This is a genomic window from Oryzihumus leptocrescens, from assembly GCF_006716205.1.
In the GTDB taxonomy this organism is placed as follows: domain Bacteria; phylum Actinomycetota; class Actinomycetes; order Actinomycetales; family Dermatophilaceae; genus Oryzihumus; species Oryzihumus leptocrescens.
In genome coordinates this window covers 3,163,722-3,179,100 of sequence record NZ_VFOQ01000001.1, presented here as the reverse complement: position 1 = coordinate 3,179,100, position 15,379 = coordinate 3,163,722, and the positions used below count along the sequence as shown (strand labels likewise).

At 69.6% G+C, this 15,379-nt stretch carries 15 protein-coding genes; all 15 read left to right on the top strand.

Annotation, left to right across the window (positions count from 1 at the left end):
* Positions 1-96: 96 nt before the first annotated feature.
* Positions 97-1,446: a hypothetical protein gene (locus FB474_RS14995; protein WP_141789374.1), complete on the top strand. Its 1,350-nt coding sequence runs from the start codon at positions 97-99 to the stop codon at positions 1,444-1,446.
* Positions 1,447-1,564: 118 nt separating this feature from the next.
* Complete coding sequence (locus tag FB474_RS14990; protein ID WP_185746186.1) at positions 1,565-2,353, top strand: SCO4651 family lipoprotein; 789 nt, start codon at positions 1,565-1,567, stop codon at positions 2,351-2,353.
* Positions 2,354-2,617: 264 nt separating this feature from the next.
* Positions 2,618-3,229, top strand: coding sequence for a 50S ribosomal protein L10 (rplJ, locus tag FB474_RS14985; RefSeq protein WP_141789372.1), 612 nt, complete (start codon positions 2,618-2,620; stop codon positions 3,227-3,229).
* Between the two features lie 76 nt (positions 3,230-3,305).
* Positions 3,306-3,695, top strand: coding sequence for a 50S ribosomal protein L7/L12 (gene rplL / locus FB474_RS14980; RefSeq protein ID WP_141789371.1), 390 nt, complete (start codon positions 3,306-3,308; stop codon positions 3,693-3,695).
* Positions 3,696-4,017: 322 nt separating this feature from the next.
* Positions 4,018-5,022, top strand: coding sequence for an ABC transporter ATP-binding protein (locus FB474_RS14975; protein ID WP_141789370.1), 1,005 nt, complete (start codon positions 4,018-4,020; stop codon positions 5,020-5,022).
* Entirely contained in the window at positions 5,019-5,789 is a 771-nt protein-coding gene (locus FB474_RS14970; RefSeq protein WP_141789369.1) for an MlaE family ABC transporter permease, read from the top strand. Before FB474_RS14975 ends, FB474_RS14970 begins: the two co-directional genes overlap by 4 nt.
* 18 nt (positions 5,790-5,807) lie before the next feature.
* The gene (locus FB474_RS14965) at positions 5,808-6,635 is read left to right on the top strand and encodes an MlaE family ABC transporter permease (protein WP_141789368.1); all 828 of its coding nucleotides are present in this window, start codon (positions 5,808-5,810) and stop codon (positions 6,633-6,635) included.
* 29 nt (positions 6,636-6,664) lie between these two features.
* The gene (locus FB474_RS14960) at positions 6,665-7,984 is read left to right on the top strand and encodes an MCE family protein (RefSeq protein ID WP_141789367.1); all 1,320 of its coding nucleotides are present in this window, start codon (positions 6,665-6,667) and stop codon (positions 7,982-7,984) included.
* Positions 7,981-9,003, top strand: coding sequence for an MCE family protein (locus FB474_RS14955; RefSeq protein ID WP_141789366.1), 1,023 nt, complete (start codon positions 7,981-7,983; stop codon positions 9,001-9,003). Before FB474_RS14960 ends, FB474_RS14955 begins: the two co-directional genes overlap by 4 nt.
* Entirely contained in the window at positions 9,000-9,971 is a 972-nt protein-coding gene (locus FB474_RS14950; protein ID WP_141789365.1) for an MCE family protein, read from the top strand. The genes FB474_RS14955 and FB474_RS14950 overlap by 4 nt, the downstream gene beginning before the upstream one ends.
* Positions 9,968-11,320: an MCE family protein gene (locus FB474_RS14945; protein WP_246092209.1), complete on the top strand. Its 1,353-nt coding sequence runs from the start codon at positions 9,968-9,970 to the stop codon at positions 11,318-11,320. The genes FB474_RS14950 and FB474_RS14945 overlap by 4 nt, the downstream gene beginning before the upstream one ends.
* On the top strand, positions 11,317-12,588 hold the full coding sequence (locus FB474_RS14940) for an MCE family protein (protein ID WP_141789364.1): 1,272 nt from the start codon (positions 11,317-11,319) through the stop codon (positions 12,586-12,588). The genes FB474_RS14945 and FB474_RS14940 overlap by 4 nt, the downstream gene beginning before the upstream one ends.
* Positions 12,585-13,862, top strand: a complete 1,278-nt coding sequence (locus FB474_RS14935; protein ID WP_141789363.1) for an MCE family protein — start codon at positions 12,585-12,587, stop codon at positions 13,860-13,862. The genes FB474_RS14940 and FB474_RS14935 overlap by 4 nt, the downstream gene beginning before the upstream one ends.
* On the top strand, positions 13,835-14,386 hold the full coding sequence (locus FB474_RS14930) for a hypothetical protein (RefSeq protein ID WP_246092208.1): 552 nt from the start codon (positions 13,835-13,837) through the stop codon (positions 14,384-14,386). Before FB474_RS14935 ends, FB474_RS14930 begins: the two co-directional genes overlap by 28 nt.
* On the top strand, positions 14,370-15,128 hold the full coding sequence (locus FB474_RS14925) for a hypothetical protein (RefSeq protein WP_141789362.1): 759 nt from the start codon (positions 14,370-14,372) through the stop codon (positions 15,126-15,128). Before FB474_RS14930 ends, FB474_RS14925 begins: the two co-directional genes overlap by 17 nt.
* Positions 15,129-15,379: the final 251 nt, after the last annotated feature.

Here is a 15,379-nt window from a genome sequence, read left to right as displayed (position 1 = left end):
CCCCGTGAGGCGAGTCCCTCCTGCGGCTGGGTATGCTCACGCGGTCCTGGGGCCCACGCTGGGAGCGGTCCCACCGGGGGGGAACGAGGGAAACGCATGCGCAAGCTCATGTTCGCGCTGGCGCTCGGGGGGCTCATGATGAGCAGCGCCTGCGCCGCCGGCGCCGCCAGCAGCGGCCACGAGTCCGCGACCGCGCACCTGACGTCAGTGCGCCGCCCGAGCGGCACGCTCACCGTCGCAGGACACCGGTACGTCGACGCGTGCCAGGCCCTCCCGGCCCAGACCGTGCAGAAGCTCTACGCGCCCTTCGTTGACGCGAGCTCCGTCAGCGACACGTTCAGCCAGCACTCGGTCGCGGCCGCGGACACCGACCACCTTCCGGTCGTCACGAAGTGCACGTATGACTTCCTGGACGACCGGGACCGCTCGGTCGATCTCGAGGTGAGCCAGTTCGCCACCGACGAGGCCGCCCAGGAGGACTGGCAGACCTCGTTGAGTCTCGGTGACGGCAGCGACGAGAAGCGGTTGACCCAGCTCGAGCGGCAGCTCGCCACGATGACACCGCGGACGACGCAGGAGAAGGCACTCGCGGGACAGGCCCGGCAGTTCCTCGCCGCGGCGCGAGCTGCCATGCCTCGGGCCAAGGCGGCTCTCGGCGCCCAGGCCGTGGCGGGCCTTGACGGAAAGATCCTGTTCAACCCCAGCCGCGGCTTCTTCCTCGCCCTGCACCACAACGCGACGCTCAAGCTGACCTACTCCTTCGGCTCGGACAACGTCTTCGACGCTTCGCGGCAGATCAGCAGCAGCGAGCTGGCCACGGTCCTTCCGGCCGTCCGTGCCACCTACGACGAGGTCTTCCGCAACGTCGACTCCACCTCCCTCAGCCAGGCCCCGGTGCCAGCCGTGTTCGGCAACCAGTCCTCGGTGGGCCGGACCAGGCTGGTGGAGCCCTGCGACGTCCTCGGTGACGACACGTTCCGGCAGGTCTTCGGCGTGGCGCCCACGGGGACCGCAGACATGGGGTCGACGACCCGCAGCGTGACCCGGACCGGCACCAACGCGGCGGGTGACCCCCTGGCGGCGAGCAACACCTGCACGCGCCGAGCCGACGTGCGCCAGGACGGGGACATCACCGAGAGCGACCTGTTCGACCTCAAGGTGACGTACTTCGCCGACGAGAGCGGCGCCAAGGACTACTTCTACCGTCGTCTGGGCATCCGGCAGTCCGACCCTGAGTTCAAGGTCACCCGGCTGAAGACCGCGGCTGACCAGGCGTGGGTCTACGAGGGCAAGCTTCTTCGCTCCGCCATCGCCCTCCGCGGGAACTACGTGCTCACCGTGGGCCTCGACCGCGAGGACGGCGACGCCGAGGCCCTGCCGGTCGACGCCGCCCTGTGGCCCAAGGCGGTCAACCTGGTGGTGGCGGAGCTGGGGCGCCGGCAGTAGCCCTGCGCGCCCCGTGGTTATGCTCGAGGGGCGGTCAGGCTCGCCTCCGGGTGTCCAGGCCCGGTCCTGGCCCGCTCCTCGGGCCGACGGCACCCTCCCAACCGACCTCATCTGGGGGATGAGCATGAAGAAGATCCTCACCGTTCTCGCCGGCTCGGCACTGCTCGCGGTGGCCGGCTGCTCCGGCGGCGGTAGCAGCACCGCCACCGGCGCGTCCTCGACGACCGCCGCACCCAAGCCCGGCGACGTGGTCCAGGCCTCGTCGTTCACCCCCCGGCTGCAGTCGGCGATGAAGGGGGCGAAGACGATGCACCTCAAGATGACCGTGACGACCGGCGGCACCCAGGGCCTCACCGGCGAGGGTGACGTCTCCGCGGAGAACGGCGTCGCCGAGCACCTGACCATGAAGGTCGGGTCGATGCCGATGGAGCTCATCCTGAAGTCCCCGGCCATCTACCTGAAGTCCGCGGCCCTTCCGGTCGGCGGCAAGTGGGTCGTGGCCAAGGAGGGTGGCACGGACATGCTCTCCAAGCAGCTGGCCCCGCTGTTCGAGCAGATCAAGCAGATGCAGCCCGAGCAGCAGGTCTCCAACTACGCCGTGGCGGACCAGAAGGTCGTCGGCCAGGAGACCGTGGACGGCGTGGCCACCACGCACTACACGTCCTCGCCGACCGCCGCCCAGATCAAGAAGGCCCTGGCGCCGGCGCTGGCCGCCCAGCTGTCCGACGCGGACCTCAAGGACCTCAAGGTCGACATGTGGGTCGACGCCCAGAACCGGCCGCACAAGGTCGTCAGCTCCATGACGGCCAAGGGTCAGGCGGTCTCCACGACCGTGCTGCTGTCCAAGTTCGGTGAGCCGGTGACCATCACGGCGCCGCCGGCGGCCCAGACCACGACCGCGCCGTAGCGGCCAGCCGGGCCGGTGGCCGCCCGTTTTGACCCGGGCAGCCACCGGCCCGTACTCTGGCACCTGACCAAAGACCGCCGGTTGTCCTCGTGCGTCAGCGCGAAGACCGAAGGTTCCGCAGCAGAGCGGGCGACCAGCGCAGGCCACGCACGTGAACGGCATACAGGCTCGTCCTGATCTGCCCGGAGCCCCCGCGTCCTGCGCTGGGGGCTTTTCTCGTGTCTGGGGTGACTTCGCCGGCATTCACCCGGAAGGAGGCCCCGCATGGCAAAGCCCGAGAAGTCGGCAGCCATCGCCGAGCTGACGGACAAGTTCCGCAGCTCGGGTGCGGCCGTGCTGACGGAGTACCGCGGCCTGACCGTGTCGCAGCTGACCCAGCTGCGAAGCTCCCTGCGTGAGCACGCCAGCTACGCCGTGGTGAAGAACACGCTGACCCAGATCGCTGCCAAGGAAGCCGGTGTCACGGCTTTCGACGGCCAGCTCACGGGCCCCTCGGCGATCGCCTTCATCACCGGTGACCCGGTGGAGGCGGCCAAGGGCCTGCGTGACTTCGCCAAGGCCAACCCCCTCCTCGTCATCAAGGGCGGCGTGCTTGACGGCAAGCCGCTGACCGCTGACGAGATCAAGAAGCTCGCGGACCTCGAGTCCCGCGAGGTTCTCCTGGCCAAGCTGGCTGGCGCCATGAACGCCTCGCTCAGCAAGGCTGTCTACCTCTTCGCCGCTCCTTTGTCGCAGACGGCCCGCGTGGTCGACGCCCTGCGCGCGAAGGTCGAGGCGGAGGGTCCCGTCGCTGCCGAGGCTCCGGCCGAGGCCGCTGCGGACGAGGCCGCCGAGGCCAGCACCGAAGACGTCGCCGCGGGTGGCGACGAGAGCTGAGCCCGGGTCACCACCCGAGCCCACGCTCCAACAACAACCAACGCCACTCACGGCATTAACAGGAAGGAACGCCATCATGGCGAAGCTCAGCACTGACGAGCTGCTCGAGGCTTTCAAGGAGATGACGCTGATCGAGCTCTCCGAGTTCGTGAAGCAGTTCGAGGACACCTTCGGCGTGACCGCCGCTGCCCCGGTCGCCGTTGCGGCCGCCCCGGCTGCCGGCGGCGCCGGCGGCGAGGCCGCTGCCGAGGAGAAGGACGAGTTCGACGTCATCCTCGACGCCGCGGGCGACAAGAAGATCCAGGTCATCAAGGAGGTGCGCGCCCTCACCAACCTCGGCCTGAAGGAGGCCAAGGACCTGGTCGACGGCGCCCCGAAGCCGATCCTGGAGAAGGTCAACAAGGAGGCCGCGGACAAGGCCAAGGCTGCCCTCGAGGGCGCCGGCGCCACCGTCACCCTCAAGTGAGCTGATCCCGGCACCACGGTGCCGGGGCCTCGCTGAACAACGGCGGGACAGACCATCTGGTCTGTCCCGCCGTTGTCGTCCCCGGGCTCTGCGGGCGTTCGTTGTGTGGTGCCTGAGTTACGGGTGGGGCACGGTGATCTCGGCCATATGATTTGCCCCTTTTCATGTTGCGAGAAATCCGAAACACTCCAGCCTTGACCCAGGGGCGCGGCGGTCGCTACCTGGCGCTACTCGCGCGTAACTTGCTCCGCGCTGCGTCGTTAACGTGTCGACCCGCTCACAGGGCGATGCCTCTGGGTGCCGATCGGGAAGAGGTGAGGCAGTGGGCGTTGAGATCAAGGTCGAGGGACTGACCAAGAAGTTCGGGTCCCAGATGATCTGGAACGACGTCACGCTGACGCTGCCGGCGGGCGAGATCTCGGTGATGCTCGGCCCGTCGGGCACCGGCAAGTCCGTGTTCCTCAAGACCCTGGTGGGTCTGCTCAAGCCCGATGCCGGCTCCATCTGGATCAACGACAGGGACCTCACCCGGCTGCGCGAGCACGACCTCTACGAGGTGCGCAAGCTCTTCGGCGTGCTGTTCCAGGACGGCGCGCTGTTCGGGTCGATGAACCTCTACGACAACGTCGCCTTCCCGCTGCGCGAGCACACGAAGAAGAACGAGTCCGAGATCAAGCGGATCGTCACCGAGAAGATGGAGCTCGTCGGGCTGGCGGGCGCCGAGGGCAAGCTCCCCGGCGAGATCTCCGGCGGGATGCGCAAGCGGGCCGGGCTCGCGCGGGCCCTGGTGCTCGACCCCGAGATCCTGCTCATCGACGAGCCGGACTCCGGCCTGGACCCGGTGCGCACGTCCTACATCAACCAGCTGTTCATCGACCTGAACGCCCAGATCGATGCCACCTTCCTCATCGTCACCCACGACATCAACACCGCCCGCACGGTGCCGGACAACATCGGCCTGCTCTACCACAAGCACCTCGCCATGTTCGGCCCCCGGGAGATGCTGCTCTCCAGCGAGGAGCCGGTCGTCCGGCAGTTCCTCAACGCCCAGACCATCGGACCGATCGGCATGTCCGAGGAGAAGGACGCCGACGAGCTCGCGCAGGAGCAGGGCCAGGAGCTGCCCCCGCTGCCGCCGATCGCCCTCCAGCTCCAGACGAGCGACGGCACCCGCAGGCGCGCCGAGCGGCCCGCCGGGGAGTGGTGCCGAGAGAACGGCGTGGTCCCCCCGCCCGGGTCCTTCATGTCCAAGAACGCCGGCGTCCCAGGCGTCTCCCAGCACACCGCGCACACCGAGCACGCCGAGCCCGAGCGGGCCGTCTCGTGAGCAACCCGGTCACCGGCGCGCTCCGACAGAGCGGGTCGTTGTTCGCCCTCGCCCTGGACGTGCTCCGGGCGCTGCCGCGACGTCCGTTCCAGACCAAGGAGTTCATCCAGCAGAGCTGGTTCATCGCCAGTGTGACCATCCTGCCGACGGCCCTCGTCTCGATCCCGTTCGGCGCGGTCATCGCCCTCCAGCTCGGCACGCTCACCCGCCAGCTGGGGGCGCAGTCCTACACCGGTGCGGCCAGCGTCCTGGCGGTGATCCGGGAGGCCTCGCCGATCGTCACCGCCCTGCTCATCGCCGGTGCCGGCGGATCCGCCATCTGTGCCGACCTCGGCTCGCGCAAGATCCGCGAGGAGATCGACGCGATGGAGGTGCTCGGCATCAGCCCGATCCAGCGTCTCGTGGTGCCGCGGGTCATCGCCGCCATGCTCGTCTCGGTCCTGCTCAACGGGCTCGTGTCGGTCGTGGGTGTCTGTGGTGGCTACTTCTTCAACGTGATCATCCAGGGCGGCACCCCGGGCGCCTACATCGCCTCGTTCACCGCGCTGGCCCAGCTGCCGGACCTGTGGACCGGCGAGATCAAGGCCCTGATCTTCGGCGCCATCGCCGCGATCGTCGCCGCATACAAGGGGCTGACCGCCGGTGGCGGTCCCAAGGGGGTCGGCGACGCGGTGAACCAGAGCGTCGTCATCACCTTCATGTTGCTGTTCGTCGTGAACTTCGTGGCCACGGCGGTCTACTTCCAAGTCGTCCCCCAGAAGATCTGACCGGCAGGAGGTGAGTCGATGAGCAAGGTCCAGGACATCGTGGGCAGGCCGGTGGCCGCCCTGGACGACCTCGGCGGGCAGCTGCGCTTCTACGTGCGGTCGCTGGCCTGGAGCGGGCGCACGCTCACGCGATACAAGAAGGAGGTCGTGCGCCTCCTGGCCGAGGTGAGCCTCGGCACCGGGGCCCTGTCGGTCATCGGCGGCACCGTCGGCGTCATCGCCTTCCTCGCCTTCTTCACCGGCACCGAGGTCGGCCTGCAGGGCTACTCGTCCCTCAACCAGCTCGGCACCGGCGCCTTCACCGGCTTCATCTCGGCCTACCTGAACACCCGTGAGATCGCGCCGCTGGTCGCCGGTCTCGCCCTCGCCGCGACCGTCGGCTGTGGCTTCACCGCCCAGCTCGGTGCCATGCGCATCAGCGAGGAGGTCGACGCCCTCGAGGTCATGGGCATCCCCAGCCTGCCGTTCCTCGTGACGACCCGCATGATCGCCGGGTTCGTCGCGTGCGTGCCGCTCTACGTGCTGGGCCTGCTCTCCTCCTACGCGGCGACCCGGTTCATCACCACCAGCTACTTCGGCCAGTCCAAGGGCACCTACGACCACTACTTCCACCTGTTCCTGCCCCCGGTGGACGTGTTCTGGTCGTTCGTGAAGGTGATGGTCTTCGCCGTCGTGATCATCCTGATCCACTGCTACTACGGCTACACCGCCTCCGGGGGTCCCGCGGGGGTCGGCGTGGCCGTCGGCAAGGCGGTCCGGACCTCGATCGTGGCGATCAACATCGTGGACTTCTTCTTCAGCCTGGCCGTCTGGGGCGCCACCACGACAGTGCGAATAGCGGGTTGACGAACGTGACGGAACAGCGTGGCGGAGCCATGTCGCGGCTGAGCAACCACACCTACGGTGCGGCCTTCCTGGCGGTGCTCGTGGTGCTGGTGGGCCTGTCGGTGGCCTCGTTCCAGAAGAGGTTCACCCCCGTGGTGATGGTCAACCTCCTGACCGACCGCATCGGCAACCAGCTGCAGGCGTCCTCCGACGTCAAGATCCGCGGGCTCATCGTCGGCGAGGTCCGTGACATCACCACCACGGGTCAGGGCGCGCGCATCCAGCTGGCCCTCCAGCCGGACCAGGTCAACCAGATCCCCGCCAACGTGGGGGCACGCCTGCTGCCCAAGACCCTGTTCGGGGAGCGCTACGTCGACCTCGTGCCACCGGCCGACGCGTCCGCGCAGCACATCCAGGCGGGGGACACCATCGGCCAGGACCGCACCAAGGTGGCGATCGAGCTCGAGCAGGTCTTCGACAACCTGCTGCCACTGCTGCGCACGGTCAAGCCGGAGAAGCTCTCCGCCACCCTGAACGCCCTCGCCTCCGCCCTCGACGGTCGCGGGCAGCAGCTCGGCGACAACCTGGTCATGGCCGACAGCTACTTCAAGCAGATCAACCCCAAGATGCCGACCATCCAGGCCGACATCAGCGGGCTGGCCGACATGGCCTCCACGTATGCCGACGCCGCGCCGGACCTCATGCGCATGCTGAAGTCGCTCATCACCACGAACACGACCATCGTCGAGAAGAAGGACGCCCTCGCCGGCTTCCTGGCGGGCACGGCCGGGTTCGCCAACACGGCGACCGGGTTCCTCAACGCCAACGGTGACCGGATCATCCAGGTCGGCACCGTCCAGCGCCCCACCTTGCGGACGTTCGCCCGCTACTCGCCCATCTACCCCTGCTTCGCGCAGGGCCTGTCGCACTGGGTCCCCAACATCAACCAGGCATTCAGCAACCACACGTTCCACATCACCCTCGAGGTCACCAAGCCGCGCGCGGCCTACCAGCCCGGTGAGGAGCCGGCCTGGAACGACAACCGCGGCCCGGGCTGCCTCGGCCTGCCCAACCCGCACCAGTCGCAGGCCAACCCCCGGCCCGGCACCAAGTTCGACGACGGCACCTCGGGGGCCGGCAACAGCGCGCAGAGCGCCTTCCCCGACGGGGCCGCGACGGACCTGCCCAGCTACTTCACCTCGACACAGGGCGCCGGCATCGCCAACGCCGACTCGGGCCTGGCCGGCACGGTCGCCGAGCAGCAGGTCATCTCGGCGCTGCTCGACCCGGAGCAGCAGGGCCGGCCGTCGGCCATCACCGCGCTCCTGGCCGGTCCCCTCCTGCGCGGAACGGTGGTGAGCCAGCAGTGAAGACCACGTCCAGCCTGGTCAAGCTCATCATCTTCGCCACGGTGACGCTGCTCGCGTTCGGCACCCTGGCCGCGACCATCGCGAACTTCCAGTTCGGGGGCACCTCGAGCTACCAGGCCGTCTTCCAGGACGTCACCGGTGTCGTTCCCGGCCAGGACGTCCGCATCGCCGGCGTCCGGGTCGGCGAGATCAAGGACGTGCGGGTCAACACCGACCGCACGACAGCCCTGGTCGACTTCACCGTGGACAAGACCAGCGTCCTGACCCAGGGCACGATCGCCACGATCAAGTACCGCAACCTCGTCGGCGAGCGCTACCTGGCCCTCAGCCAGGGGGTCGGGCAGCCGACCCCGCTGCGCGACGGTGCCAGGATCCCGCTCGACCACACCCACTCGGCCCTGGACCTGACGGTCCTGTTCAACGGGTTCAAGCCGCTGTTCGCCGCGCTGTCGCCCAAGGACGTCAACGAGCTCTCCGGCGAGATCATCTCGGTCCTGCAGGGGGAGGGGGGCAACATCAACTCCCTCCTCGCGCACACCGCGTCGCTCACCTCGACCCTCGCCGACAGGGACGAGGTCATCGGGCGGACCATCGGCAACCTCAACACGGTGCTGTCCACGGTCGACGCACATGACGAGGCCCTCGGGGAGCTGCTCGACCAGCTCCAGCGCTTCGTCTCCGGCCTGTCAGCCGACCGCTCGGCGATCGGTGCGTCGCTGACGAACATCAACGACCTCGCCGGGTCGACGGCCGACCTGCTCAGCCAGGCCCGTCAGCCGATCCGGTCCGACATCGCCAACCTCAACGCGCTCGCCGCGACGCTCAACAAGCCCGCGAACACCGCCACCTTCGAGAAGTTCATGACGACGACGCCAGGCAAGCTCGAGACCATCACCCGCACCGCGACCTACGGGTCCTGGTTCAACTTCTACCTGTGCCGGTTCAACGGGACGGTCAAGCTGCCCACCGGCACGGTCCTGACCCCGTCGTACTCGGTCAACACGGCGAGGTGCTCATGAGCATCCCGTTCCGCGAGCGCAACCCCGTCCCGATCGGGGCCGCAGGCCTGGCCTTCTTCGCCGTGCTGCTGGTCCTGGCGTTCAACGCCCAGAACCTGCCGCTCATCGGCGGCGGTGACAGCTATGCCGCGGCGTTCACCGAGGCGGGTGGCATCAAGAAGGACGACGACGTCCGCATCGCCGGCGTCAAGGTCGGCAAGGTGACCGGCGTCGACCTCGAGGGCTCGCACGTGCGGGTCGACTTCAAGATCACCGAGCCGGCCGCCTTCGGGCCGCAGACCGGGGCGTCGGTGCGCATGAAGACCGTGCTCGGCCAGAAGTACCTCGCCCTGGACCCCAAGGGGGCCGGACAGATGAAGACCGACACCGAGATCCCCCTGGCCCGGACGGTGTCCTCCTACGACGTGGTCGACGCGTTCACCGACCTGGCCACGACGTCGGAGCGCATCGACACCGACCAGCTCGCGCGGTCGCTGAACGTCATGGCCGACGAGTTCAAGGACAGCCCCGAGCACGTCAAGGCGGCCCTCGACGGGCTGGGCCGGCTCTCGCGCACCGTCGCCTCCCGCGACGCCGAGCTCAAGACGCTGCTCGCCCACGCCAACTCGGTGAGCAAGACGGTGGCCGACCGCAACGCCAGCACGGCAACGCTGATCAAGGACGCCGACCTGCTCATGGCCGAGCTCAACGCCCGCCGAGAGGCGATCCACACGCTGTTCACGAACACCTCGGCCCTGGCGCAGCAGCTGACCGGGCTCGTGCGCGACAACCGGGCGCAGCTCAAGCCGGCCCTGGACCAGCTCAACCAGGTGCTCGCCGTCCTGCAGAAGCACGAGAAGGACCTCGACCGCACCATCGCGATGATGGCGCCGTTCACGCGGGTCTTCGCCAACACGCTGGGCACGGGCCGCTGGTTCGACACCTTCGTGGCCAACCTGACCGTCCCGGTGGGGGGGATCAAGCCGTGACCGACCGGACCGACCACGAGGCGACCGACGTCATGCCCGACCTCGGGAGCGAGGTCTTCGGCGACGCCCCGGCCGAGGCCGCCGCCGCACCCGCGGCGAAGCCGCCGCGCCGGCGGGTCCGCCGGGGCAGTACGCCGGCGGTGGGTCGCGGTGCGCGCGTCATCGCGGTGGCCGCCGTGCTCGCCCTGGTGGCGGCCGCGGTGGTCCTGTGGCCGCGCCCGGACACGATCACGGTCACCGGCTCCTTCTCCCGCGCCGTCGGCCTCTTCCCCGGCTCGGACGTGCGCATCCTCGGCGTCCACGTCGGCAAGGTGCTCTCGGTCAAGCCCGAGGGGGACCACGTCGCGGTGGCCTTCGAGTTCGACGCGAAGTACAAGGTGCCCGCCGACGCCAAGGCGGCCGTGGTGGCTCCCTCGCTGGTGAGCGACCGCTACGTGCAGCTGCTCCCGGCATACACCTCCGGGCCGGTCATGAAGGACGGTGCCCGCATCGGCCTCGACCGCACCGCGGTGCCGGTGGAGCTCGACCGGATCTCCACGAGCCTGGACGACCTGCTCGTGGCCCTGGGCCCGCAGGGCGCCAACAAGGAGGGTGCCCTGTCCAACCTGCTCGACACCGGGGCCAAGAACCTCAAGGGTGAGGGCACCAACATCCACGACACGAACCACGACCTGTCGCTGGCGCTGTCCACGCTCTCCGGCGGCCGGAACGACCTGTTCTCCACGGTGAAGAACCTCCAGTCCTTCACCAGCATGCTGGCCACCAACGACACGCAGGTCCGCCGGCTCAACACCGACCTCGCCAACGTCTCCGACCAGCTGGCGGGCGAACGGGGAGACCTCGCCGCGGCCCTGAAGAACCTCGCGGTGGCCCTGTCCGAGACCTCCTCGTTCGTGCACGACAACCGGACCGTCCTCAAGACGGACATCGGCCAGCTGACCTCGGTCACGAGCACGATCGCCAAGCAGCGCAACGCCCTGGCGGAGACGCTCGACAACGCCCCGGTGGCGATCAGCAACCTGCAGAACGCCTACAACCCGAAGTCGGGGACGCTGGACACGCGCAACAACGCCGCCCAGCTCAAGGACCCGGCCCTGCTCCTGTGCTCGCTGATCACGGGCCCGACCGGCACCGGCAACACGCAGCTGTGCAGCACGATCCAGAAGCTGCTCAAGGTGCCCTCCCTGCCCGGCGGCGCCGGCCTGCCGCTCAACCTGCTCTCACCGGTCCCGTCCGACCCGGCGCTGGCCCCGGCCCCGGCCGGTGGCGCGGGGCAGGACGGTGAGTCCGCCGCGGACGTCCGCGGAGCCGACCCGACCCTCGGTGGCCTGCTGGGAGGCTCGCGATGACGCGTCATACCGCTTCCCTGCTCGCAGCGGCCAGCCGTATCCCGCGCCGCGGCCTTGCGGGCCTGGCCCGCACCGCGGTGGCCGTGCTCGCGGTCGGCTCGCTGGCCGCCTGCCAGGGCGCCTACGACCTGCCGCTGCCCGGCGGCGCCGCCCAGGGCGGCGACGTCTACCACGTGACGGCGGAGTTCGCCGACGTGCTCGACCTGGTGCCGCAGTCCGCGGTCAAGGTCGACGAGGTCACCGTGGGTGCGGTCGAGAAGATCGAGCTCAACGGCTGGACCGCACGGGTCACCCTGCGCCTGCCGAAGTCGGTCAAGCTGCCCGACAACGCCATCGCCTCCCTGCACCAGACCTCGCTGCTGGGGGAGAAGTACGTCGAGCTGGCACCGCCGACCGACAGCACCCCCGAGGGCTCCCTGTCCGACGGCGACAACATCCCGATCGGCCGCACGGGGCGCAACCCCGAGGTCGAGGAGGTGCTCAGCGCGATGTCGCTGCTGCTCAACGGCGGCGGGGTCGCCCAGCTCAAGGTCATCGAGACCGAGCTCAACAAGGCGATGAACGGCAACGAGTCCCAGATCAGGGACCTCGTCGGCCAGCTCGACACCTTCGTCAGCGGGCTCGACAAGCAGAAGTCCGAGATCGTTCGCGCCATCGAGGGCATCGACCGCCTCTCGGCGCGGATCGCCGCCCGCAAGGACGACCTCGCCAAGGCCGTGGACACCCTTCCCCAGGGGCTCAAGGTGCTCGCGGACCAGCGCCGGCAGCTCACCACGATGCTGGAGTCGCTGAGCCGGCTCGGGGCGGTCGGCACCAAGGTCATCAACGCCTCGCAGGACGACACCGTGGCCAACCTCAAGGCCATCTCGCCGATCCTGTCCCAGCTGAACAGGGCCGGCGACGACCTGCCCAAGTCAATGCAGCTGCTGCTGACCTACCCGTTCCCGGACGAGGCGGTCAAAACCATCAAGGGCGACTACACCAACCTGTGGGCGACCGCGGACATGAACCTCGGCACCGTGTCCAACAACCTCGGCCTGCCCACGGCTCCTGGTGGCAAGCCGACCGGCCCCGGCCTGCCCTCGCTGCCGTCGCTGCCCAAGCCCACGCTGTCCCTGCCACAGCTGCCCGGCGGTTCCACGCCCAGCTCCACCACCAGCAAGAGCTCCTCCTGCTCGATGCTCATCTGCCTCGGGGCCGGGGAGGCCTCGACAGGCGAGGGTGAGCCGTCCTGGCTGACGCTCTTCCAGACCGGAGGTGCGGCATGATCCGGCGCGCGACCAAGATCCAGCTCGCGGTGTTCGCCGCGATCACCCTGATCACGGTGTCGGTGCTCTCCGCCCGGTTCGTCGGGCTGACCGACAAGATCATGGGCGGCAGCTACCTCGTCTCGGCGAACTTCGCCGACTCCGGCGGCATCTTCACCGGCGCCGAGGTGACCTACCGTGGCGTGACCGTCGGCAAGGTGGAGAAGCTGCGGCTGACCAAGGACGGCGTCCTGGTCGACATGCGCCTGGACCGCGGCACCGAGGTGCCCAAGGACACCCTGGCCGTGGTCGAGAACCGCTCGGCGGTGGGGGAGCAGTACCTCGACTTCCAGCCCCGGCACGAGGGTGGGCCCTACCTGGCGGCGGGGGACACCGTCCCGCGCACGGACACCCGGGCGCCGCTGCGGATCGACAACCTGCTGCTGCACCTGGACAACACGGTCAGGTCGGTGGACCGCAAGCAGCTCGCCACGGTGGTCGACGAGCTCGGCAACGCCTTCGGCGGCAGCGGCGCCGACCTCCAGCGCCTGCTCGACTCCGGTGACGCGCTCACCCGTTCGGCCACCGAGGCGCTGCCCGAGACCAAGAAGCTCATCGACGACGGCCGCATCGTCCTGGACACCCAGCGCGCCAGCTCCGGGGACATCAAGGACTTCATCGGCAACTTCGCCGACCTGTCCGACACGCTGCGCACCAGCGACCCCGACCTCCGCCTGGTCCTGGACCGCGGCGCGGTCGCCTCGCACGAGCTCGACGGGCTGATCAAGGACAACCAGACGCCCCTGGCGACCCTGCTGTCCAACTTCGTCACGATCGGGCAGGTGACCACGTCCCGCATCGACGGGATCCAGCAGATGCTCATCACCTACCCCGACGTCGTGGCGGGTGGCTACACCGTCGTCCCCGGGGACGGCACCGCCCACTTCGGCCTGGTCCTCAACGCCGACAACCCGCCGGCCTGCACCGCCGGCTACGGCGGCACGCACCGGATCGGCCCCGACCAGACCAGGAACCTGCCCCCGGTGAACACCGGCGCCCGGTGCACGCTGCCGCGTGGTTCCGCCTCCACGGTCCGCGGCGCGCAGAACGCGCCGGGCGCCTCCAGCGGCGCCGGGTCCTCCTACCCGATGTCGTATGACGGGATGCCGATGCCGCTGGGCAATGCGGCGCTGACCCAGGGCAGTGACCTTCCCAACGTGGCTGCCCCCTTGCCCCCGGCGGGGTCCGGTGGGGTAGACACGTGGCTGTGGATGATGCAGAGCGCAGCGCGATGACCCCGTCGCTCCCGGCCCGCGCCCGGGTGGCGCGGGTGTCCTCGGCGTCCCCGAAGGTCCTGGCCGCCCTCGCCGTCGTGGTGCTCCTGGTGGCCGCGCTGGTGGGCTTCACCCAGGGCCGCGGCTACTTCACCGAGCGCGACCGTGACGCGTCCGGGGCGGCGGCGCTCGCCGCCGGCCGGCAGCTGGCGGTCAACTTCATCACGATGGACTACCGCCGGTTCGACGACTACGGCAAGGAGGTCCTGGCCGGTGCCGGCGGGACGTTCCGGTCCGACTACCAGTCCAAGCTGGCCGACCTGCGCAAGGTGGTCGTCGACAACAAGACCGTGTCCTCGGTCAAGACCGTCAACGCGGCCCTGGTCTCCTCCGACTCGGACTCGGCCCGGGTCATCGTCGGCGTGGTCGCCCCCACCGCCAACGCGGCCACGCCCCAGCCCGTGGACAAGACCTACCGGCTGCGGCTCGACCTCGAGCGCAGCGGTGACTCCTGGAAGGTGATCAACCTTGACTTCGTCGGCTAACCGTCCCGCCCGGCGCAGGGTCGCCGGCGAGCGGAGCCGGCAGCGCACCGCCGCTCCGGCGGCTCCGGTCGTCGACACCCCGGTCGTCGACACCCCGCCGGGGCCGACCCCGCCAGTGACGACACCCGCCGAGAGGACGTCTCCGGAAGCACCCACGGCTGCGCCGGCCGCGGAGGGCCCGGCCGCAACGCCCGCCGCGCGCGTCATCCCTCCGCGGGCCGCGACGCCGGGGGAGGCCACCGCACCGCCCCGTGAGGCCTCGCCGCGCGCCCGGCTGCTGGCCTGGGTCGGCCTCGGGCTGTCGCTGGTGGCGCTGGCCGTCTCCCTCCTGCTGTGGGTCGAGTCCGGCCGCGCCGCCGACCGCCGCGACGGCACCCGTGCCGCGACCGCCGCTGCCCGGACCGCCGTCGAGACGATGCTCAGCTACGACTACAAGACCTTCGACCAGCACACGGCCCAGGTGGACGCGCTGCTGACCGGGGCGTTCCGGACCGAGTTCGACAACGGCACCAAGCAGAGCGTCAAGCCGCTCGCGGTGGCGAACCAGGCGGTGGTCCAGGCCCGCGCCAGCGAGGTCGGCGTCATGAGCGCCAGCGACAACACCGTCCGTGTCCTCGCGTTCGTCAACCAGGCCACCACCTCGGCCAAGCTCGACCGCCCGCAGGTCGACCAGAACCGCGTCATCCTCACGATGAGCCGGGTGGACGGCCGGTGGCTGGTGTCAAAGGTGGAAGCTTTCTGATCCCTGGGCGCAGATCTTGCGGCCGTTGACCTTGACGGCGGGACCGCGGACCGTCATCCTCGGTGCACGTCGAGACGCCGTCGGGTGGGGGCCCGGGTGGCAGGTGGACGAACGCGCCCTTATACAGGTATGCTGTCGCTTTGCGCTGCCTAATGTCTCGACCCGTCTCCTCCGCCGCAGCTTCTGCTGTGTCTTCGGCTGATTGGATCCGGGGCCATGGGCGTGCGCTGACTTCACATCAGAAGGCCCGT